The organism is Idiomarina sp. OT37-5b (genome assembly GCF_002968395.1).
GTDB lineage: Bacteria > Pseudomonadota > Gammaproteobacteria > Enterobacterales > Alteromonadaceae > Idiomarina > Idiomarina aquatica.
Window position 1 is genome coordinate 2,239,591 of record NZ_CP027188.1, and the last position, 20,944, is coordinate 2,260,534.

Sequence of the window (20,944 nt, forward strand, 5' to 3'; positions counted from 1 at the left end):
AAATGACAAAAATATCGGATACCAGTGGGCAGGATAAAGTGCTCACGAAAACAAAACGCAGCTACTGGCGCTGGGGGATCGCCGCCGCGGTTGTGGTGAGTGTGTTTACGATCGCAGCTCCCATGGTTTCGCAGTGGTCCAGCGCTGAAGCCTCGGTGGCAGCAGAAGACCTGCGCATTGCCACCGTCCAACGCGGCGAATTCGTCCGCGACGTTTCCATTCAGGGCCGCGTTGTCGCTGCCGTCAGTCCAACACTTTACGCGCCAGCCGAAGGTGTTATCACCTACCATGTTGATGCTGGCGATGCGGTTGAAAAAGACCAACTACTGGCCGTTATCGACAGTCCAGAACTGAAAAATCAATTACAGCAGGAGCAAGCCACACTCGAAAGTTTGCTGATGGATTTGGATCGCCAGCGCATCCAGTCCAAAAAAGCGGCACTTGAGAACCAAAAACTGGTCGACCTGGCACAAGTCACACTGACCGCTGCCGACCGGGAAAAGCGTCGCGCCGACGCCGCCTGGGAAAAACAAGCCATCAGCCAGATTGACTACGAGAAAGCTCAGGATGACTTGGAGAATGCCAAAGTGGTGCACCAACACGCGGTTCAGGATGCCAGGCTCAACAGTGAGAGCCTGGCGTTTGACATCCGCTCTTTGCAATTAAAAGTCGATCGTCAACAGTTGCTGGTTGACGAGTTGCAGCGCCAGGTTGATGGCCTGCGGATTTTATCACCGGTGGCCGGCATTGTTGGTAACCGCGAGGCCGACCAGAAAAATCAGGTGGCGCGCAACCAAGCCATTATCGGCGTAGTGGACTTGTCTGAGTTCGAAGTTGAGCTTGGTATCCCGGAAAGCTACGCGGACGATTTAGCGATTGGTATGGCGGCAGAAATTAACTACAACGGCCGTATTCATGACGCTACGCTGGTCGCCGTGTCCCCAGAAATTCGTGAGAATCAGGTCGTCGGTACCGTCCGTTTCAGTGGCCAGTCACCGGCCGGCCTGCGTCAAAATCAGCGTCTCACGACCCGCATTCTGCTGGACAAAAAAGATAATGTACTGACACTGCAACGCGGTCCTTTTTTACAGGACAGCAGCGGCACGGCTGCTTACGTTGTGCGTGACGGAGTTGCTGTGCGAACCCCCATCGAAACCGGTTCCAATAGTCTTTCCAGCATTGAAATCATCGCCGGCCTGCAAGCCGGTGACCAAGTCATTATTTCTGACACACAGCGCTTCAACGGGGCGCAATCTGTCGTCATCAATCAATAAGGAATTCATCATGCTAACCATGAATAACGTCAGTAAAGTGTTCCGTACCGACACCATCGAAACCACCGCACTGCAATCCTTCAGTTTGCAAGTTAATGAAGGCGATTTTGTTGCAGTAACCGGCCCATCCGGATCGGGCAAAACCACCTTTTTGAATATCGCTGGATTGCTCGAGAGTTTTGAAGACGGTGACTATTTGCTCGATGGCCAATCGGTTAAACACCTAACCGATAAGCAGTTGTCGCGCCTGCGCAACGAAAAAATAGGCTTTATTTTCCAGAGTTTTAACCTGATTCCGGATTTGAACTTATTCGATAACGTCGACGTGCCGTTGCGTTACCGTAAGTTAAGCAAAGCCGAGCGCAAACAGCGCATTGAACACAGTTTAGAGATCGTCGGCCTGGCGAACCGCATGCAGCATCTACCCTCGCAGCTGTCCGGTGGACAGCAACAACGTGTTGCCATCGCGAGAGCTCTGGCCGGCGATCCTCTTTTCCTGCTGGCGGATGAACCCACCGGTAACCTGGACTCGAAAATGGCGGACAGCGTCATGTCGCTGCTGGAGGACATTAACGCCAACGGCACCACCATCGTCATGGTCACTCATGATCACGCGCAGGCAGAACGCGCTCAACGTCACATTCAGGTGCTTGATGGCAAGGTTACCGAGCAGCACAACGGTCCGGTAACGGCCGTACCGCTGCGCGCTTAAGGAGAGTTGCTATGTTTATGTATTATCTTCGCCTGGCCTGGCTCAGCATCCGGCGCAACCCTGTGCTGTCAACCTTAATGATGGCTGCCATTGCGTTGGGTATTGGTGCAGCAATGACAACCTTAACCATCAATTATTTGATGTCTGCCAACCCGATTCCTGACAAAAGTGAGCAGCTGTTTTATGTGCAACTGGACAGCTGGGATCCCAACCAACCCTACAGTGAACCGAATGAGCCGCCGGATCAGCTGACCTATCGGGACGCGACTCAATTAAAAGAAGCCGGAGCCGCAAAATATCAGGCAGCCATGAGTCAGTCCGCCGCCGTTGTTGAGCCGGAAGGACTTGGCAAGAAACCGTTCATGGCGCATTTACGGTTAACCCATAACGATTTCTTCGACATGTTCGAACCGCCATTTTTATACGGCCAACCATGGTCTGACGAAGCCGATAAGCAAGGTCACCTGAGCATTGTGTTGAGCAAGAAAACCAACGACGAGGTATTCGACGGCGCCAACTCGGTGGGGCAAACCATCACTCTCATGGACAAGCAGTTTGAGGTGGTTGGCGTGCTCGATAGCTGGGAGCTTAAACCGCGTTTTTACGACGTTACCACCGGCGCTTTCAATAATATGGAACACGGCTATGTGCCGTTTAAGTTAAGAGAAACCATAGAGATGCCCAACAGTGGTAACACCAACTGCTGGAAGTCTCCTGAAGGCGAAGGTTTTGCGGCTTTTCTGCAGTCTGAATGCATTAATTACCAATTTTGGGTGCAATTGGATAGCGCTGCAGCCGAACAGGACTATATGAGCTTCCTGAATGCCTATGTCGAACAACAAAAACAATTGGGTCGTTTCCCGCGGCCGCTGAACAACCGTCTGTCGGATGTGATGGAATGGATGGAAAACCAGCAGGTCGTTGACGACGACGCGCAGGTGATGATGTATCTGGCACTGATGTTCCTGGTGGTCTGCCTGCTTAATACCGTTGGTCTGCTGCTGACCAAGTTTGTCGCTAAGTCCGGCGAGATCGCATTGCGTCGCGCCGTCGGTGCCAGCCGTACCGATCTTTACTGGCAGCATCTGGTGGAAACAGCACTCATTGGCGTGGGCGGAGGCATCGGTGGTCTGTTACTGGCTTGGTGCGGGCTACAGGGTATTAAAGCGTTGTACGGCGACAACCTTGCCGGTCTGGCCGAACTGGATCTGACCCTGGTCGGCATTGGTATCGCCCTGGCGATTATCAGCAGCTTGCTGGCGGGTGCCTACCCAACCTGGCGAGCCTGTCGTATTCCTCCGGCCTCACAACTGAAAACACAATAAGGAGAACCTGCCATGAATCACATTGGACCGATTTTTCGCGCGTTATTGCGCAACAAGGTAGGTGCTGTTCTTATCGCGTTGCAGGTGGCCGTGACGATGACGATCATTGTCAATGCCATCCATCTGATCACCAGTCGCGACGATCTGATGTCGCGAGACTCTGGATTGGATGAAAGCAACCAGTTTTACATTACTACCATTGGTTATGATCAAAACTACGATGCCCGTTATGTTACTGACAGCGATTTGGACCTGTTGCGCAATGTTCCGGGCGTGGTTGATGCCATCCAGATCAACGCCTTACCCATGTCCAACAGCGGCTCTTCGCGTACCATAAAAAATGCCGCCGGCGAAGACGCCGGTGATGCCGGCGCCGCGGTTTACTATGTTGACGACCATGCCGTTAATGCCATGGGTATCGAACTGTTGGCCGGTGAAAACTTCAAGCCAACCGACATTACCTGGCGTGAAATGAACAAAGGCGACTGGCCGCAAACGGTGATGATTACCGCGACCTTAGCCACGTCTTTATTCCCGGATCTGGAGCCACAGCAAGCTGTCGGCAGAACACTCTACACCGGCGATGACGAGCCGATGACGGTCGTTGCCGTGATCAAACAACTGCACGCCCCCTGGGTTGGCTGGGGAAATATTGAGCACGCCATGTTGGTACCGCAAAAGTCCGACTCGGTCTATGCCCACTACTTAGTGCGAACCAGTCCGGGCAGCCGCGATGCAGTTATGCCACAAGCAGTGGCGCAAATGGAACAACGCGATGTCGGACGAATGGTACTCGAGCACGACACCGTCAATCAGTTGCGCAGCGACAGTTATCGCAATGACACGGCACTGCAGTCGATTCTATGGGTGATTATCGTCACTCTGATGATCATAACGGCGCTGGGTATCGTCGGCTTGATCTCATTTACCATCAACCGTCGTCGCCGTCAGATTGGTACCCGTCGTGCGTTAGGCGCCAGTCGTGGTGATATCATCAGCTACTTTTTAACCGAAAATGTGTTAATCACCTTTACCGGCGTTGTCATCGGTTGCGCCGGCAGCGTCGCACTGAATATGTGGCTGGTCAGTACCTTTGATTTACCACGGCTCAATCTCATCTACCTGCCCATCGCCATGCTGGCATTACTTGCTGTCGGATTGTTGGCTGTCTATGGTCCGGCGTTACGAGCCGCTCACATTTCGCCGGCGACCGCGACGCGCAACATCTAGACTGGCGTTAACTATTCACTGCGCTTATAATCCCGATACATTTTCTGTATCGGGATTATATTCAGGCGCTCTATGAATACCATTAAAGACATCGATCTTAACTTACTGGTTTATCTGGATGTGCTGTTGCGCGAACGCAATGTAACGCGTGCCGCAGCGCAGCTTAACATTACTCAACCGGCCATGAGTAACGGCCTTAAGCGCCTGCGTAACCTGCTCAATGATCCCATTTTAGTGCGCACCAGCGAAGGCATGGTACCAACCCAACGAGCACTGGATATGCAGGAATCACTGCGTACGGTCTTGTACTCGGTGGAAGAAATGATCCAGCCGGTGCGTGAATTCGAAGCCGCAACCAGTGACCGGGTATTCCGCATCATGGCGTCTGACTATGCGGCCTCAACCCTGATGCCTCGTTTACTGGAAGCGCTTGATGAGCAGGCGCCCAATGTGTCCCTTGATATTATGACCCCCAGCGACATCAGCTTTCACGACGTCGAAAACGGTAAAGTTGATCTCGCCATCAACCGCTTCGAAAAACTGCCGCAGTCCTTCCATCAGAAGGTGCTTTGGCAGGATGATTTTTCCTGTCTAATCCACAAAGATCATCCGTTGCTGAAAAATTACACCCTGGATGAATACTTAAAAGCGCAGCACGTTTGGGTCAGTAAAACAGGGTTTGGGGTCGGTGTAGGCATGGATCCACACGATGTCCAGAAACTGGGTTGGGTTGATGAAGCGTTAGATCAACTTGAGTGCCGTCGCCACATTAAGGTCTTTACCCGTAATTATCATGTCGCTATGTATTTAGCACGGCAGGGGCTGGTTGCAACGCTACCGACGCGGGCGGCGTCGTTGTATGAAGGCGATGAGTTTTTGGTGATGAAAGAGCCACCTTTCACCATCCCGGGGCTTACCCTGACCATGATCTGGAGCCCATTGCTGCAACACGACGCCGGCCACCGCTGGTTCCGCCAAATTGTGGCCGATACCGCGGCGACCGAAGCCTGAGGGGGTCGCCCCCCTATTTTTTAACTAGTTTTTCTCCCAGAAGAACGGTTCCCGTTGCTGTACTGACGGTAACAACTGATCCATCGTTTTGGCGTCGTACAAGACACCATTGACCATCGTATGAGTCACTTTGTCGGTGTCACGAATGTTCTCCAGCGGATCACCGTCAATCACAATGATATCAGCCAGTTTTCCGGCCTTGAGCGAACCAACCTGATGATCCATACCAAACACTTCTGCCGGCGCAATGGTTGCCGTACGCAGTGCTTCTAATGGTGTCATACCACCCTGTGCCATCATCCAGATCTCCCAGTGTTGTGCCAGCCCTTCGCGCTGACCGTGGGCGCCTGAGAGCACGTCCACACCCAGATCCTGCAACTCCGCCGCCACTTCGGCATTATTAAAGTGGTTGTAATGGTTATGAGGCGCTTTTTCGCGACGCATCGCCTTACCCACTAAAAACTCCTGCGGCACAAATGACGACAGCTTAGGGTGCTTCCATACGTCGGTTTCCGCGTACCAGTAGTTTTCACCCCAAATGCCGCCGTACGCCACGCCCAGGGTCGGTGTATACGCAACGTCCGTCTGATCCCATAACTGACGAATATCATCGTAAATGGAAGCAACCGGCAGCGAGTGTTCAATCGTTGTATGTCCGTCAACCACCATCGTCAGGTTGTGTTGTAACAGCGAACCGCCTTCAGGAACCACCATCATTTCCAGTTGACGGCCGGCTTCTACCACTTGTTGACGCTGGTTGCGGCGCGGCTGGTTATAACTTTTCACTGAGAATGCGCCCACTTTCTTCAGACGCTCCAGGTGGAATTTGGCGTCCTCAAGACTATCAACATGAGAGGTATAGCCCGGACCATGCGCACCGTACAAAATGGTTCCGGTTGAATACAGACGAGGTGCCGCAATCAAACCGGCTTTTTGCATTTCGGCAGCGGCAAAAAACTCCGTAGTATCGTTGGACGGATCGTGAATGCTGGTTACGCCGAAGGCCAGGTTGGCATATTGTCCCCAGTTTTGTTCAGGGATAATTTCATTAGCCCCCTGGGCACCGTGCGCATGGGCATCAAACAAGCCAGGCATCACCGTTTTACCACTGGTGTCAATCACTTCGGCACCCGCCGGGATGTCAACCTCTTCGGCCGTACCGACCGCGGTAATGCGGTTGTTTTCAACCACTACCACACCATTTTCAATGACGGTGTCACCTTCCATCGTGATCACCTGACCACCGACAAAAGCAACCGTGGTATCAGGTACCATGGCGTCGGCAGTAAACCCGATATTCAGACCACTGTCGGTTTGTAAAGTCTGCTCATCGACACCGGCGTTGAACGCACCACTGACGTCGGTATGGTAAAGTTCCGGGCCCAGTGTCCAGTAGATTTGTGCACTGTCCGCTGTCCACGACAAGCTCTCGCCGGCGCGAACCGACAGCTGTTTGACCGGCATTTGTTGATCGCCCGGACCGACATTAATCACTTCACCACGCTCGACCAGCGGCGTTACAAACACTTTGAAGCGTTCCGCAAAGGCCAGCTGTTTACCGTCCGGCGACACCCGGTATTCTGTCGCTAACTCAGACTGGTACAACGGGCGTGCCTGCAAGGTTTCCAGATCCACCACACTTAAGGTTGGCTTAGCCGCCGGCGTCATCAAGTACAGCCGATCGTTGCGCGCGCCAAACTGCGGCAACCAACCGTTGTCGGCGATTTTGCGTGGCTGCTCGGCATCCAGTGCGATCTGATAGATCCCGGTTTCCAGTCCATATTTGTCGCTGGTGATATAGCCACCACTGACTTTGCGATACACCACACTGCGGCCATCCGGCGAAAATACCGGTTCGACAAAGGTACCGCCGCCGGTGTTCAGGACGGTTTCCTCTCCGGAACTCAGATCACGGACAATAACTTGCCCCAGTGCCTGATCGTCCCAACTGACAAAAACCAGCTTATCCCCGTCGCGCGAGTAGCTTGGATAGAGTTCCATCCGATCCGCATCGGTAAGGCGCTCAACCTCACCATCCGGCAGACTTTTACGATACAAGCGACCCAACGCCTCATAAATGACTTCGTCACCGTCCGGTGATACCTGCGTCATTCGCAGCATTTTTACCGCAAAACGATCCTGATCGATGTCCTGCTCAAAGCGCAGCGGCTTCTGTACTTGCTTGCTGGTTTCCACAGAAAATGGAATGATACGGGCGTCACCCGATGCCACATTCAGCCGTTGAATATGACCACCGGCCCAAAACACCAGCTCTTTACTGTCCGGCGTCCAGTCCATTTTTGGATACACACCGTGAATAGCCCAGGTTTCCTGCATGTCGCGTTCCATATTGCGATAGACACGACGATGCTCACCGGTGGTCAGATCCATCACGTACAGGACGCTGTTAAAGTCTTCCCGCTTAATGTAGGCCAAATAGCGCCCATCCGGTGACGGGGTCGGGCGAATCGCCCCACCAGCACCGGCAATTAACGTCTCAATGTCACCGCTTTCTCGTTCAAAGCGTTTGATCTCATAAATGCCTTCCAACGAATCTTTACTGTAGTGGAATGTTTTACCCGGGGTATCATCCTGAGAAAAATAGATGTATTTACCGTCCGGTGAGAAAGCCGGTTCGCCAAGATCTTTTTGATCGTTCGGGCGTTCCGTTAACTGCACTCCGGTACCGCCACTGACGTGATACATCCACACTTCGCCGGCGCCCAGTGAACGCGTTGCAGTATAGTGTTTTCGGGCAACGATAAACTCGCCGTTAGGTGACCATGCCGGCGAATTTAGCAGCCGGAAGGTCTCATTGGTCACCGCACGCTGATTAGAACCATCGGCGTCCATCACCCAAATGTTGTCACCGCCACCCTGGTCAGAGGTAAAGGCGATTTGGCGACCGTCAGGTGAGAACACCGGTTGCATTTGCCAGGCGATGTCACTGGTCAGACGCTCAGCCTTTCCACCGTTGGCTGGCATACGATAAATGTCGCCGAGTAAATCAAAGACGATGGTTTTACCATCCGGACTCAAATCGACGTTCATCCAGGTACCGGAATTAACCTTAATATCAACGGTGTCGAACACCCCTTTAGGTTGATCGACATTCCAGCTCTCGGCATTTTCCTGCTGTGCATACGCAACGCCAGAAACTAAAGCAGTTACGGCCAGCGAAAGTAGTGTTTTTTTCATTGTATTCACTTTGCTTTTGAATTTATCTTTTTGTAAAACGAATCGGCAAGAATGTCTAGCCGGGCTCGGCCAGTTCGTCGAAATGGACGTTCAATAGACAATAACACTGGCTTCTGTATAGTTACTATCAGGAAAACTTCGGAACGCAGGTATGCAGGAAAGACTGGAAAACATATTGCTCGCTGTCTCACGATCAGCCGATATTGACGGCGGCCAGCTGGATAAAGCCACGGAAACCATTTTAGAAGCCATCATGGACGGGCTTCAGATCACCCGCGTTGGCATCTGGCTATTTAAAGGCAGTACGCATGAGATGAGTTCACAACTCATCATCGATAAAAACAGCAGCGACACCTCGCAGACACTAAAAATCAGCGAGGATGACTATCCTGATTACTTCGCGACCCTGCGTAACGAGCGCACCATTATTGCGAACAATGCAAAGCAACACCCGGCAACCCACGAATTAGCGGAGTATATGACCGCTTATGGCATTTACGGCATGTTGGATGTGCCGCTACGCCATAAAGGCGAAATGGTCGGTGTGTTGTGTTGTGAAAGCCGCAAAGCGGAACGCAAATGGACGGAGGATGAAGTCGCCTTTGCCGGAATTCTTGCCGATATCTACGGCCGCGCCATGAGTTCGGCGGAGCGGGTACAGTTTGAACAAATGCTGCTTAAACAAAACGAGCAGCTGGAAGCCATTGTCGAACAACGCACCAAGTCCTTGCAGGAGGCGTTGGATAACTTTAAACAGGCTCAGGACCGGCTGGTCGAGACCGAGAAAATGGCCGCGTTGGGCAAACTGGTTGCCGGCGTTGCCCACGAGGTAAATACACCGCTTGGTATTGCGGTGACGGCAACCACACACTGCGAGCATCGGTTAAAAAAATTGCGTACGGCGTTTGAAGACGGCAGCATTTCCCGCAAACAACTGGCGACCTTTATTAGCGACACCTTCGATGCGTACACGTTACTGAGCAGTAATCTTGAACGTGCCGCCAGTCTGATTCAAAACTTCAAAAAAACGGCCGTCGACCAATCAAGCTTTGAACTGGTCGAATGCGCATTGGCCGATTACCTTAATGCACTGGTTATCAGCCTAAAGCCGATGGTGAAAAAGAAAAAAGTCAGTATCAGTATTGATGCTGACGAGCGCATCAAAGTAAAAACCTATCAAGGCGCACTGGCTCAGATCATTACCAACCTGGTCTCTAATTGCCATGAACACGCGTTTACCGAGGCCGATGAAAAACATCACATCAGCATCAGCGTCGAAGCTCATGAGGACGGTGCCGTGGTGCGTTTTAAAGATAACGGCAAAGGTATGGAAACCCGTACCTTAAAAAGTATCTTTGAACCTTTTTATACAACCGCTCGTGATCACGGGGGATCCGGACTGGGCTTGTCCATCGTTTATAACTTAGTGACCCGGAAACTCAAAGGTCAGATTGACGTCCAATCAACACCAGGGGAAGGCAGTGAGTTTATTCTACTGATTCCTAACCTTTAACGTTATAGAGAAACGGTTATGCCATGCTAAAGAGACTGCAACAATTGATTCAAGCCAAGCTATCGCAGCCACAGGCGACGACTGAACAAACCATTGAAGGCCTGAGCCAAAGCCAGACCCTGAGCTTGATATTGATGGTGGAAATCGCACTCGCTGATGGCCAATTCTCAGCCGATGAACACGCATTTTTACGCGGCGATCTCATGCGCGACTACGCGCTAACCGAGCGTCAGGCTGAAACCGCCATTGAAGCAGCCCGTAAGGAGGTCAGTGAAGCCGCGTCGTTGCAACATTTCACCGCCCCACTGAAAGACCTGCCATACGCCGACAAGATCGATTTACTGGAAAATCTTTGGCGCCTTGCCTATGCTGACAGTATGTTAGATCCACACGAAGAAAGCATGCTACGCAAATTGGCCGATTTACTATACATCTCTCACGCAGACTTCATCAAAACCAAGCTAAAGGTTGCAGAGCGATTATGAACCGTCCGCAGCGCCTGTTGCCGATAGCACTTATTCTACTAGGCATCAGTCAGCCTGCGGCCGCCGATACACAAGCCGGTATGGCGACCGGCTATCCACCTTATCAATTTTTTTACCAGGGTGAGCTCACCGGTTTTGACGTGGCTGTTATCAACGCCATCTACGCGAAACTTGATGAACCTCTAGAGCTTAATCAGTACGATTGGGACAACGTCGTCAGTTTATTACGCTACGGCGAACTGGATATCGCCATCGGTATGGAAGCGACCGCTATTCGTCAGCAATACTTTGATTTTTCCACGCCTTACTACGAACGTCGCCCGACACTTTTTATCCTGTCCTCTAATCAACAGATTGAAAATGTTCGCGATTTAATTGGCAAACGCATTAGCGGCGATCGTCACTCAGCGCTGGAAACGCACTTGGTCGAGCTCGGCTTACGTGACGCCATTCGTATTGAACAAGCCAGCTCTAAAAAAGAAGCGATGGCGCAACTGGCGGTGGGTGAGGTGGAGGCCGTGATCATGCCACAACGGGTAGCACACTACCTGGCAGCACAGTATGGCCTTGAATTAAAAATACTTTGGCAACCAAAGGAGGTTACCCCTGTTGCAATGGCGGTTAATAAGGGCAACCAGGAATTATTAAATAAGCTCAATCAGGCATTGGCAGCGCTTGAGCAGGACGGCACCTTAGACCGCCTGCGCAAGCAATGGGATATTAAGCCGATTCGTTAGCTTCCTCAAGCTCGCGGCTTAAACGCGCCGATTCATCCGCCCGTGGCTTGGTAAAGCGAGCCAGCCACAAATAAAGCACCGGTGTCAGATAAAGCGTAAATACCGTTGCCAAACCAAGACCACCGAACACCACCCAACCGATGGAATTACGTGCTTCAGCCCCGGCACCGGTCGACAGGATCAACGGCAAACCACCAAGGATGGTCGACACCAACGTCATCATAATTGGCCGTAACCGAATCGATGCTGCCTGTTCAATCGCATCACGTACACTGTTACCACGATCTCGAAGTTGATCCGCAAACTCGACCAACAGCACCGAGTTTTTCGCCAATAGACCAATCAACATGACCAGGCCAATTTGCGAATAGATGTTGAGTGAAATACCGGTCAGGAACAACGCATAAATGGCGGCCGCAATACCAAAAGGTACCGTTAACATCACCACCACCGCACTGTTGACGCTTTCAAACTGCGCGGCTAACACCAGCAACACAATCAAAAACGCCAGAATATAAGTCATCGCGACTTCACGATTGGTGTCTTCGAAGGTTTGTGCTTCACCGAGGAACAGCAGCCCCATACCCGCCGGCAACTCCTCCTGTGCGATGTTGCGCAGAATTTCGGTTGCTTCAGATAATGGATAATCTTCGGGTATCTCAAACTGCACTTCGATAGCACGCCGTTGACCATGACGTTCCAGTTCCGCCGATACGCCCTCTTCGACAATCTCAGCCACACTGGAAATCGGTACCAGTTCGCCTGAGTTCGAAGAGACATACAGGTTTTGCATGTCCTGAGGTGACTGGATGCTGCCCACTCGGGTCTGCAAAATCACCGGTATACGTTGGTCGCCGACATTAAGGTCGGCAACGTCGTCACCATTAATCGCCGCCCGCAGAGTGGTCGACACATCACTCAGCGAGACCCCCAGCTCCGCGGCACGGCGGCGGTCAATCTTAAACCGCAGTTGCGGCTGCGTTGGCTGATAAGAAATATCCGGATTGGTCAGTTGTGGCGCCTGTTGCACCACTGCCGCGGTAAATTCCTGTGCGGCATTAAAAATATCGGTGTAGTTTTCACCGGTGATGGCCATCTCCACGGCACCACCACCCTGACCTCCTCTCACGTCCAGTGAGTTGGAGCCAAACGCTCGACCGGGTGCTCCCGGGATTTGCGACAGCGGGCCACGTATTTCCTCAATCACCTGCTGTTGTGAAATATCACGTTCTTCCCATGGCTGCATATTGGCGGTGATGAAGCTCAGGTTTACATCCCACTGGCCGACCACGGTATAGATGGAATCGAAAACACCAGCTTCCTGATAAGGAATCAGGATATCTTCCAGTTGCCGAGTCTGCCGATCCATAAAGTTAAGTCCCACACCGTCCGGGCCTCGGGAAAACACCCGCACCACGCCGCGGTCCTCTGATGGCAATAACTCTGAGGCGACGCGATCGTAAATAAACCCGGCACCGATTGCGGCCACCAGCGAAGCAGCAACAATCACCCAGGAAAAATTCAACGCCTTGTGCAGTGTTTTCTCATAGCCCCGTTTAAACCAGTGGCCAATTGGTCGAAAAATATTTCGCCGTCCGGCATCCTTCGGGAGTTTCGCGGTAAAAGCGGGGACCAATGACAGTGCCACAAACGAGGAAATGATCACCGCGGCGGCCAGTACGCCCCCAAATTCCCGGAACAAACGCCCGGCGGTGGACGGTAAAAATGCTATCGGCACAAATACCGCAACCAATACGGCGGTGGTCGCAACCACCGCAAAAAACACTTCCCGAGTCGCCAAAACGGCCGCCGCTCTGGGACCCAGCCCCATGCCCCGGCGACGCTGAATATTTTCAGTGACGACAATGGCGTCATCGACAATTAAGCCGGTAGCCAGCACTAACGCGAGCAACGTTAAAATATTGATGGAGAATCCCATCAGCCAAATCGCCGAGATTGCGCCAAACAGCGCCACCGGAATCGAAAGGGCAGGCACAATGGTAGCCCGGAAGGAGCCAATAAAGACCCAGAGTGTGGCTACCACGAGCGCAATGGTAATTGCCAGTGTGGTAATGACTTCGGTAACCGATTTGCGGATAAACAGCGCATCATCATTGGTCACCTTCATTTCCATATCCGGGAAACGCTGCCGTAATCGCTCCAACATCGCCAGTGCCTGGTCGGAAATTTCGATGGTATTGGAGCCAGCCTGACGAATCACCCCGACACCGACGACCGGTTTGCCGTTAAGACGTACAAAGCTGCTCGCATCGGCCGGGCCAAAATAGGCCTGTGCCACATCGCCGACACGAGTATCGGCCTCGATGATGATGTTCTCAACCTGTTCGGCGGTAACCGACGTGGCGTCGGCGCGAATAATGATGCGCTGATCGGTTGAGCGCAGACTACCGGCTGGAACGTCAAAAGGTGCTTGCCGCAGCGCATCGGCCACATCGGTGACAGAGAGCCCAAAGCTACTGAGTTTCAGCGGATCGATGGCAACCCTTAGTACCCGTTCACGAGCGCCGTTAAGGCGTACATCGGCAACGCCGTCAATTGACAGAAACTCCGGCGCCACGTCCGTTTCCAGCCGGCGGGTTAATTCTTCTAAACTCAGCGAGTCACTGCTGACCGCAATGTCTAACACCGCTCTGGCGTCATCATCCGCTTTAACAACGTTAACCTGCTCGACTTCCTCGGGCAGTTCTCGCCGCACCTGGTTAACTGACTCTCGCACTTCACTGGCGGCGACGTCTAAATCGACACCGGGACGAAATTCGACCACCGTTCGGGCGGAGTTTTCTTCGGACTGTGAACGAATGGATTTAACCCCTGAAACACGTGCCGCAGCACCTTCCAGGACGCTGGTAACCTCGGCATCAACGGTTTCGGGAGCGCCACCGGGTAAATTGGCACGCACGGTCACCACCGGACGGTCAACATCGGGTAACTCACGTACCTCAACGCCCATGATGGCGGCGATACCGGCAATCGCGATAAGAATATTGAGAACAACGATGAGTACCGGCCGGCGAATCGACAGTGACGGTAAGTCATTCGCCTCGGCAGGTGCAGGATGCTTGTTATCAGCCATCAGTCTGCCACCTCTGCAGAGTCAACACTGCCAACATTTTTAAACTTAATGTCCTGACCGTCGCGCAAATTCTGGATACCCTCAACGATTAAGATATCGTCCCGCTGGATGTCACCGGACACCAACACGCGGCCTTCGAGACGTTGTTCGATTTGCACTTCAATGCGTTTCGCCTGCTGATTTTCTGCTAACCAGATGTAAGGGGCGTTAGGTCCCCAGGATAATGCCGCTTCGGGGATGGACACGAATTCCTGACCAAGCAATTCAATTTCTGTTCTGAAACTGCTGCCCGGCAAAAAGTCATCTTTACTGTTATCAAGGGCTGCGCGAGCGCGAAACATACGGGTTTGTGGGTCGATCCGTGAGTCACGCTCGACAATTTCTGCCGTAACCGGCGGTCCCGAATAACGCCATGGCTGAACGGTCAATTCGGCGCCTTCCTGCAACAGGTTGACAGCCGCTTCAGGAATACGAAAGTCAATCAGCAACGTATCGCGATCGTCAATGGTGGTGACAATGGTCTGTTCGGTGATGCGATCGCCCTCTTCAATATCGGTGAGGCCGACAATGCCCTCAAACGGTGCGATGACCTTGCGATCATCCACTTCGGTCTTGGCGCGGCGCACTTCAACCTCGGCCAGATCACGCAATAAAATCGCATTATCTAACTCAGACTGCGGCACAGCACCCTGTTCAAAACTTGAGCGCAACCGTTCAACCGTACGTTCGGCATCCTGTAAATTCAGTTTGGCTTGTTGCAACGCGACCTGTTGCCGGCGGTCATCCAATTGCACCAGTATTTGCCCCGCCTGCACCTTGTCACCCGGCTTAAAATTCACCGCTTCGACACGATCACCGACGGCCGGATAAAGCGTGACAGACCGTCGCGCCTGTGCCGTACCAACGGCCTCAACCCGGTTTGATTCACGTTCAAATTGAACTTGTTCCGCTATCACTAATGCTTCCCGCGGGCCAAATCCTTGCGCCACTGATAGCTGGCTCCAACTGACGGTTAAAACGGTCAGCGCCATGCCTAATACAACACCAAAAACTTTCATCGATACTCCATTTAAAAGCCCGTGAATGAAGGCATACACGGGCTTTTACTCTAGCGTTTTGAATCAGCGCTAGCTATTTAGTAATTTTGAAAACACCTTGCATGATGGCTGAGTGTCCAGGGAAGGTGCAATAGAACTTGTAGTTACCGTTTGCATCCATACCCTCGGTTGAAAACGTGATTGACGTTTCTTCGCCGCCACCAATAACGTCCGTTGCTGCCAATACAGCGTCAGAGTCAGGGGTGTACTGGTTGTCGAGTCCAGCAGCCATACCTTGTTGTACAACCGACTGCATGTCCGATGCTTTACTCAGCACCCAGTTATGACCCATCACTTTTTTGCCCATCTTACCTGAGTGAGTAAGCGTCAAAGTGACTTCTGAACAACTTGCCGGAACAGACAGTTCCTTTTTATCGTATCTCATCTGATCATTGCTATCGATGGTCAGCTCACATTCGTTCGCCAGCGCAGAGTTTGCGACAAACAACAATGAACCCAGTACCATAGTTTTTAAAAATCGCATTGCATTACTCCTGTGGTTACTATCAAATAACACCCATAAATACGTGTGATTTCCTGTTTAGATTACTTTATGGGCCAGTTTATGACGCAAAAACTTCCGTTCGCGCCGCAGTCGCTGCTTGCACAAGGCTCTCCTTGTCAGCAACAGCACGACATCAACGACAAACAAGCGCTGATACCACCAGTATATAACTCAACCACTTATTTGCGTGATGAGGATAATCAATATCGCAGTGGCCGGGTTTACTCACGGGCAGACAACCCGACTTACCGCGCACCGGAAGAGCTTATCATGGCACTTGAAAACGCCGCCGATGCGCGCATTTTCAGTTCCGGCATGGCAGCGGCGACAGCTATATTTCTGGCTCTTAAGCCCGGTGACGCCGTCATTGCGCCTACGGTCATGTATTGGGCCTTGCGCAACTGGTTACGAACCTTTGGGCAAGATTTTGGCTTAAAGGTTCGATTTATTGATACCCATATTGACGGCGCGGTCGAACAGGCGTTAGCGCAGCAACCGGCACAGTTGGTTTGGCTCGAAACACCGGGCAACCCGCTCTGGAACGTTTCCGATATCCAAGCCATTGCCGAGAGTTGTCGGCGTCACGGCGCCATGCTGGCGGTCGACTCAACCGTCGCTACACCACTGCTGACTAAACCGTTGGAGCTTGGCGCTGACCTGGTTATGCACTCGGCAACCAAGTATTTAAACGGCCACTCCGATGTCATTTCTGGTGCTTTGGCGTGTCGCGACAACAATGCTTTCTGGCAACGAATCGTTGCCTTGCGGGCGCAAAATGGCTGTGTTCCCGGCCCCAATGATGCTGCGCAATTACTGCGCGGTATGCGCACTCTGCACCTGCGGGTGCGCGAGAGTTGCGAGTCGGCGTTATGGTTGGCGGAACAATTACAGCAACACCCTCAAGTTAAAGAAGTGCTTTATCCGGGATTACCCAGTTTTGCCGGCTATCACGTTGCCTGCCGGCAAATGCAGGGCGGTTTTGGCGGTATGCTGTCGATACGTTTACAGGGTGGCGCTGAGCAAGCGATTGCGACCGCCGCTAAAACTCAGTTGTGGAAACGTGCAACCTCACTGGGCGGCGTCGAGAGCCTGATTGAGCATCGCGCCAGCATCGAAGGGGCCGGAAGTCCGGTTCCGGATGATTTACTGCGCCTTTCGGTAGGCATTGAATGTAAAAAAGACCTGCTCCGGGATCTGGAACAGGCCTTCGGATAACTTCCGTCAGTAACCCCATCGGGCGTTAGCATCATGCCAACGGCACCACAGGCTAGATGCTGACGCGTTTGTAAAAGCGGTATTCGGGCTTCCAGAAATTGTTGTCAATGCGCTCACGCAGTTGTTCATCATCAATTTCCAACGCATAGCCCTCTTCCTGAGCGACCTTGCCAACCGCAAAGGCGATGTCTTTAGACAGTTGTGCTAAATCATCAAAGGCCGGCAACAGATGCTCGCCTTTGCCGTTGGCCGAGGGTGATGCTTTGGCCAAGGTCTTACTGGCAACGCGGAACATCTCATCACTGACTCGGTTTGCTTTTACGGCAATCACACCGAGGCCGATCCCCGGGAAAATATAGCTGTTGTTACATTGCGCAATGGGATACTGCTTGCCATCGTATTCGACAGAACCAAACGGACTGCCGGTCGCTACAATGGCTTTACCCTTAGTCCATTTCATCACATCAGCCGGGTGCGCTTCCACGTGTTTTGACGGATTACTTAACGGGAAAATGATCGGCTGTTCAACATGCTTAGCCATCGCTTCAACGACCTGTTCGGTGAACAAGCCTGCCTGACCAGAAACGCCAATCAAAACATCCGGCTCTGCACAGTGAATCACATCCAACAACGATGGATAGTCACCACTGTATTGCCACTCGTTAATACGCGCCAGCGGCTGTGCCAACGCCTGCTGGAAGTCGCGTAAATCGTTCATACTGTCGACCACCAGGCCGTAACGATCGACCATGAAGATGTTTTGCTTAGCCTGCTCTTCGGACAGACCTTCCGCCATCATTTGAATCATCACTTGTTCGGCGATACCACAACCCGCTGAACCCGCACCGACAAAAACGACTTTCTGCTCACTCAGCTTCTTATTTTTCTTGCGGCAAGCGGCCAGTAAGGTACCGACGGTAACCGATGCAGTGCCCTGAATATCATCATTAAAGCAACACACCTGGTCACGGTAACGGCGCAGCAGCGGCATCGCGTTAGGCTGGGCAAAATCCTCGAACTGCAGCATGACGTTCGGCCAGCGACGCGTCACCGCTTTAATAAATTTATCAAGGAATTCATCATACTGTTCCTGATTAATACGCTTGTGGCGAGCGCCCATGTACATCGGGTCATTCAACAGCTTTTCATTGTTGGTACCAACATCCAGCATCACCGGCAGCGTGTAGGCCGGGCTGATACCGCCACAGGCGGTGTACAGCGACAATTTGCCGATCGGGATACCCATGCCGCCAATGCCCTGATCACCGAGCCCCAGAATGCGCTCTCCGTCCGTCACCACGATCACCTTGACCTTTTGTTTGGTCGCGTTGCGAAGGATGTCATCCAACTGGTCACGCTCGGAATAAGAAATGAATAAACCGCGTGAACTGCGGTAGATGTCAGAGAACTTCTCGCACGCATCACCGACCGTTGGTGTGTAAATAATCGGCATCATCTCTTCGAGATGATCAGTCAGCAAGCGATAGAACAACGTTTCGTTGTTATCCTGGATAGCACGCAAATAAATGTGTTTGTTTAGCGGCGTTTCAAAGCTCTTGTACTGCATGTAAGCGCGTTCAGCCTGTTCCTCTATCGACTCGTAGCGCGGCGGTAACAGCCCGGTCAGGTTAAATGCTGCACGCTCTTCCTTTGAAAAAGCGCTGCCCTTATTCAACAGTGGCGTTTCCAACAACGAAGGGCCCGCATAGGGTATGTATAACGGGCGTTGTTCAGAATCTGACATAAGTACTTACTCCTAGAACAGTACAGGGTAACTGAGTGCTAATCATAGCAAATGTTAAGGCCGAAAGGGCAGCTCTCTTCGGTGCCGGCATAAATTCTTGAATGATTGAACTAAATCGAATGCAGATAAGTAATTAACTGCGTATAATTCAATTAAATCGAACACACGAAGATAGACCGCCGGTAACGGCTCAACCAGGGACACATACACCAAGTAACGTTATGTACGAATGCTCCATGTCTGACGAAGACTTTTTAATACAACTTGAGCAACGTTCATTTGGCAAAGATGATATCGATCACCTTTGGCACTTGCGTGTGGCCTGGGTTTATCTAAACGCCCACCCGTGGCCGATCGCGCTGTCAAAAGTGGTGGAGTTACTGCGCACCGAGCGCAACTTTGGCTTAGGTGAGATTCCCTATCACCACACCTTGACGGTTGCTTCACTGCGTATCATCAACGTTCGCATCCGCAAAGCCAATTATGCGGATTTCTGTGACTTCATTAATGACAACGGTGACTTGGTGGATGACCTGAAAGGCGTTATCAACCGCTATTATTCCCAGCAGACACTCAATTCAGCATCGGCTACGACAACCTATGTGCCACCGGATTTACGCCCCATTGAATAACGTCACCAGCACCATGACCAACAACGCGATATTGGCTAACAGCCCAAGCATAAAGAAGTAACTGCGGGGGCTTGGGTTTTTCTCGGTTGCTATCGCGTAATACAGTACCATATGAGCAATGCGAGCCACCGCAAACACCGCCGTCGCTGACGCCGTCCATAATGGATCAACATCGGCCAATATCGCTAACACCACCGTGCCCAGCATTGGGCTGAGATTTTCCAGTGAGTTCTGATGCGTCCGCCAGGCACGAAACACAAAGTCCTGATGGCTCATTTGCTGCGGTTCTTTGCCGGGAATTGCACCTGCCTGTCTGGCTTTGGTGCCACTGGCGACAAACCACTGCACCAACACCGTGGCGATAATGACGGCCATCCAGATCAACGTTGCCCGATAATCAGTTAAAAACATCGTTTCGTCCTTATTACAGTTGTAGCTGCCAACGCGCCGCCACTCGTCTTACCGCCTCGACATTTTCGGACGCCAGAATCTGAATCGGCGTCTGTGAAAACTGCGGCTTCAGTTCCAGTTGCTGTTGCAGCCAGTGCAACATTGCCTCACCCGAATGAATGGTTTGCGCACCGTTAAAATACGCCGAAATTGGCTCCGCTATCAATGGAAAATGAGTACACCCCAGCACCACCACTTGCGGTGGTTGCAGGTTACCGAAATAATGCGTGAAGGTTTCCTGTAAAATAGGGCCTTCATACAGCTCTTCTTCGACGATTGGCACAAACAACGGGGTAGCCAACGCGGCCACCTTTTGATAACCCAGTTCGTTCAAACGCCGTTGATATTCGCCCGAACCGATCGTTGAACGGGTCGCGATAACCAGAATCGATGCCGATTGGTCAATTCCCGGCAATTGTTGCAGCGCCATAACGCCTGGCTCCAACACACCATAGACCGGCTTATTGGAATAACGTTGCATCTGCTCCAGCGCCACCACGCTGACGGTATTACACGCCACCACCAACGCATCCACATCTGCACCGTTAAAAAACTCAACCGCCTCCAGCGCGTAACGAGTAACCGTATTCGCATCTTTGCTGCCATAAGGGACCCGAGCGGTGTCGCCGTAATAGAGCAAATGACTAAAACACCCACTGCGTTGCAGTGAGCGCGCTACCGTTAAACCACCGACACCACTATCAAATATTCCAAGCTTCATG

The 20,944-nt window shown here is 52.1% G+C and carries 17 protein-coding genes; 10 read left to right on the forward strand and 7 right to left on the reverse strand.

Annotated elements, in window-relative coordinates:
* Window positions 1-2: 2 nt before the first annotated feature.
* The 5 genes from C5610_RS10625 to C5610_RS10645 all read left to right on the forward strand — a co-directional run bounded on the left by C5610_RS10625 (window position 3) and on the right by C5610_RS10645 (window position 5,552).
* Window positions 3-1,274, forward strand: a complete 1,272-nt coding sequence (locus C5610_RS10625) for an efflux RND transporter periplasmic adaptor subunit (protein WP_105307122.1) — start codon at window positions 3-5, stop codon at window positions 1,272-1,274.
* Between the two features lie 10 nt (window positions 1,275-1,284).
* Window positions 1,285-1,986, forward strand: a complete 702-nt coding sequence (locus C5610_RS10630) for an ABC transporter ATP-binding protein (protein ID WP_105307123.1) — start codon at window positions 1,285-1,287, stop codon at window positions 1,984-1,986.
* 11 nt (window positions 1,987-1,997) lie between these two features.
* On the forward strand, window positions 1,998-3,311 hold the full coding sequence (locus C5610_RS10635) for an ABC transporter permease (protein ID WP_105307124.1): 1,314 nt from the start codon (window positions 1,998-2,000) through the stop codon (window positions 3,309-3,311).
* A gap of 12 nt (window positions 3,312-3,323) precedes the next feature.
* Entirely contained in the window at window positions 3,324-4,541 is a 1,218-nt protein-coding gene (locus C5610_RS10640; RefSeq protein WP_187346267.1) for an ABC transporter permease, read from the forward strand.
* 72 nt (window positions 4,542-4,613) lie between these two features.
* The gene (locus tag C5610_RS10645) at window positions 4,614-5,552 is read left to right on the forward strand and encodes a LysR family transcriptional regulator (RefSeq protein ID WP_105307125.1); all 939 of its coding nucleotides are present in this window, start codon (window positions 4,614-4,616) and stop codon (window positions 5,550-5,552) included.
* A 24-nt stretch (window positions 5,553-5,576) separates the two neighbouring features.
* Here C5610_RS10645 and C5610_RS10650 read toward each other — a convergent pair whose 3' ends face one another.
* Window positions 5,577-8,750 carry an amidohydrolase family protein gene (locus tag C5610_RS10650; protein ID WP_105307126.1) on the reverse strand — a complete coding sequence of 1,058 codons (3,174 nt, stop codon included), beginning with the start codon at window positions 8,748-8,750 and terminating at the stop codon, window positions 5,577-5,579.
* A gap of 151 nt (window positions 8,751-8,901) precedes the next feature.
* Between C5610_RS10650 and C5610_RS10655 the strand changes: the two genes are divergently transcribed.
* The 3 genes from C5610_RS10655 to C5610_RS10665 are packed head-to-tail and all read left to right on the forward strand — an operon-like array spanning window position 8,902 to window position 11,485.
* Complete coding sequence (locus C5610_RS10655; RefSeq protein WP_105307127.1) at window positions 8,902-10,263, forward strand: GAF domain-containing sensor histidine kinase; 1,362 nt, start codon at window positions 8,902-8,904, stop codon at window positions 10,261-10,263.
* A 23-nt stretch (window positions 10,264-10,286) separates the two neighbouring features.
* A complete protein-coding gene (locus C5610_RS10660; RefSeq protein ID WP_105307128.1) occupies window positions 10,287-10,748 on the forward strand; it encodes a TerB family tellurite resistance protein in 462 nt (153 codons plus the stop codon).
* Entirely contained in the window at window positions 10,745-11,485 is a 741-nt protein-coding gene (locus tag C5610_RS10665; RefSeq protein WP_105307129.1) for a transporter substrate-binding domain-containing protein, read from the forward strand. Before C5610_RS10660 ends, C5610_RS10665 begins: the two co-directional genes overlap by 4 nt.
* Here the strand turns inward: C5610_RS10665 and C5610_RS10670 are convergent.
* The 3 genes from C5610_RS10670 to azu all read right to left on the reverse strand — a co-directional run bounded on the left by C5610_RS10670 (window position 11,469) and on the right by azu (window position 16,160).
* Complete coding sequence (locus C5610_RS10670) at window positions 11,469-14,579, reverse strand: efflux RND transporter permease subunit (RefSeq protein WP_105307130.1); 3,111 nt, start codon at window positions 14,577-14,579, stop codon at window positions 11,469-11,471. The genes C5610_RS10665 and C5610_RS10670 overlap by 17 nt on opposite strands.
* The gene (locus tag C5610_RS10675) at window positions 14,579-15,637 is read right to left on the reverse strand and encodes an efflux RND transporter periplasmic adaptor subunit (protein WP_241970624.1); all 1,059 of its coding nucleotides are present in this window, start codon (window positions 15,635-15,637) and stop codon (window positions 14,579-14,581) included. Before C5610_RS10675 ends, C5610_RS10670 begins: the two co-directional genes overlap by 1 nt.
* A 73-nt stretch (window positions 15,638-15,710) precedes the next feature.
* Window positions 15,711-16,160: an azurin gene (azu, locus tag C5610_RS10680; protein ID WP_105307131.1), complete on the reverse strand. Its 450-nt coding sequence runs from the start codon at window positions 16,158-16,160 to the stop codon at window positions 15,711-15,713.
* Window positions 16,161-16,241: 81 nt separating this feature from the next.
* On the opposite strand from azu, the gene C5610_RS10685 reads away from it, so the two are divergent.
* The gene (locus tag C5610_RS10685; RefSeq protein ID WP_105307798.1) at window positions 16,242-17,396 is read left to right on the forward strand and encodes a trans-sulfuration enzyme family protein; all 1,155 of its coding nucleotides are present in this window, start codon (window positions 16,242-16,244) and stop codon (window positions 17,394-17,396) included.
* Between the two features lie 52 nt (window positions 17,397-17,448).
* Here C5610_RS10685 and C5610_RS10690 read toward each other — a convergent pair whose 3' ends face one another.
* Window positions 17,449-19,140, reverse strand: a complete 1,692-nt coding sequence (locus C5610_RS10690; protein WP_105307132.1) for an NAD-dependent malic enzyme — start codon at window positions 19,138-19,140, stop codon at window positions 17,449-17,451.
* Between the two features lie 236 nt (window positions 19,141-19,376).
* On the opposite strand from C5610_RS10690, the gene C5610_RS10695 reads away from it, so the two are divergent.
* A complete protein-coding gene (locus C5610_RS10695; RefSeq protein WP_126820238.1) occupies window positions 19,377-19,772 on the forward strand; it encodes a hypothetical protein in 396 nt (131 codons plus the stop codon).
* Here the strand turns inward: C5610_RS10695 and C5610_RS10700 are convergent.
* Together C5610_RS10700 and murI are read right to left on the reverse strand one after the other, a co-directional pair.
* On the reverse strand, window positions 19,755-20,183 hold the full coding sequence (locus C5610_RS10700) for an MAPEG family protein (protein ID WP_105307134.1): 429 nt from the start codon (window positions 20,181-20,183) through the stop codon (window positions 19,755-19,757). The two genes, C5610_RS10695 and C5610_RS10700, sit on opposite strands and share 18 nt — an antisense overlap.
* 13 nt (window positions 20,184-20,196) lie before the next feature.
* Window positions 20,197-20,943 (reverse strand): glutamate racemase, encoded by a 747-nt coding sequence (murI, locus tag C5610_RS10705; protein WP_105307135.1) that lies wholly within the window; start codon window positions 20,941-20,943, stop codon window positions 20,197-20,199.
* Window position 20,944: the final 1 nt, after the last annotated feature.

What these genes read in the sequence shown, in the direction of transcription:
- C5610_RS10640 (WP_187346267.1), top strand. Translation starts at nt 3,324, where the DNA reads ATGAATCACATTGGACCGATTTTTCGCGCGTTATTGCGCAACAAGGTA.
- C5610_RS10650 (WP_105307126.1), bottom strand. Translation starts at nt 8,750, where the DNA reads ATGAAAAAAACACTACTTTCGCTGGCCGTAACTGCTTTAGTTTCTGGC.
- C5610_RS10625 (WP_105307122.1), top strand. Translation starts at nt 3, where the DNA reads ATGACAAAAATATCGGATACCAGTGGGCAGGATAAAGTGCTCACGAAA.
- C5610_RS10690 (WP_105307132.1), bottom strand. Translation starts at nt 19,140, where the DNA reads ATGTCAGATTCTGAACAACGCCCGTTATACATACCCTATGCGGGCCCT.
- C5610_RS10685 (WP_105307798.1), top strand. Translation starts at nt 16,242, where the DNA reads ATGACGCAAAAACTTCCGTTCGCGCCGCAGTCGCTGCTTGCACAAGGC.
- C5610_RS10670 (WP_105307130.1), bottom strand. Translation starts at nt 14,579, where the DNA reads ATGGCTGATAACAAGCATCCTGCACCTGCCGAGGCGAATGACTTACCG.
- C5610_RS10645 (WP_105307125.1), top strand. Translation starts at nt 4,614, where the DNA reads ATGAATACCATTAAAGACATCGATCTTAACTTACTGGTTTATCTGGAT.
- C5610_RS10655 (WP_105307127.1), top strand. Translation starts at nt 8,902, where the DNA reads ATGCAGGAAAGACTGGAAAACATATTGCTCGCTGTCTCACGATCAGCC.
- C5610_RS10665 (WP_105307129.1), top strand. Translation starts at nt 10,745, where the DNA reads ATGAACCGTCCGCAGCGCCTGTTGCCGATAGCACTTATTCTACTAGGC.
- C5610_RS10675 (WP_241970624.1), bottom strand. Translation starts at nt 15,637, where the DNA reads ATGAAAGTTTTTGGTGTTGTATTAGGCATGGCGCTGACCGTTTTAACC.
- murI (WP_105307135.1), bottom strand. Translation starts at nt 20,943, where the DNA reads ATGAAGCTTGGAATATTTGATAGTGGTGTCGGTGGTTTAACGGTAGCG.
- C5610_RS10660 (WP_105307128.1), top strand. Translation starts at nt 10,287, where the DNA reads ATGCTAAAGAGACTGCAACAATTGATTCAAGCCAAGCTATCGCAGCCA.
- azu (WP_105307131.1), bottom strand. Translation starts at nt 16,160, where the DNA reads ATGCGATTTTTAAAAACTATGGTACTGGGTTCATTGTTGTTTGTCGCA.
- C5610_RS10635 (WP_105307124.1), top strand. Translation starts at nt 1,998, where the DNA reads ATGTTTATGTATTATCTTCGCCTGGCCTGGCTCAGCATCCGGCGCAAC.
- C5610_RS10630 (WP_105307123.1), top strand. Translation starts at nt 1,285, where the DNA reads ATGCTAACCATGAATAACGTCAGTAAAGTGTTCCGTACCGACACCATC.
- C5610_RS10700 (WP_105307134.1), bottom strand. Translation starts at nt 20,183, where the DNA reads ATGTTTTTAACTGATTATCGGGCAACGTTGATCTGGATGGCCGTCATT.
- C5610_RS10695 (WP_126820238.1), top strand. Translation starts at nt 19,377, where the DNA reads ATGTCTGACGAAGACTTTTTAATACAACTTGAGCAACGTTCATTTGGC.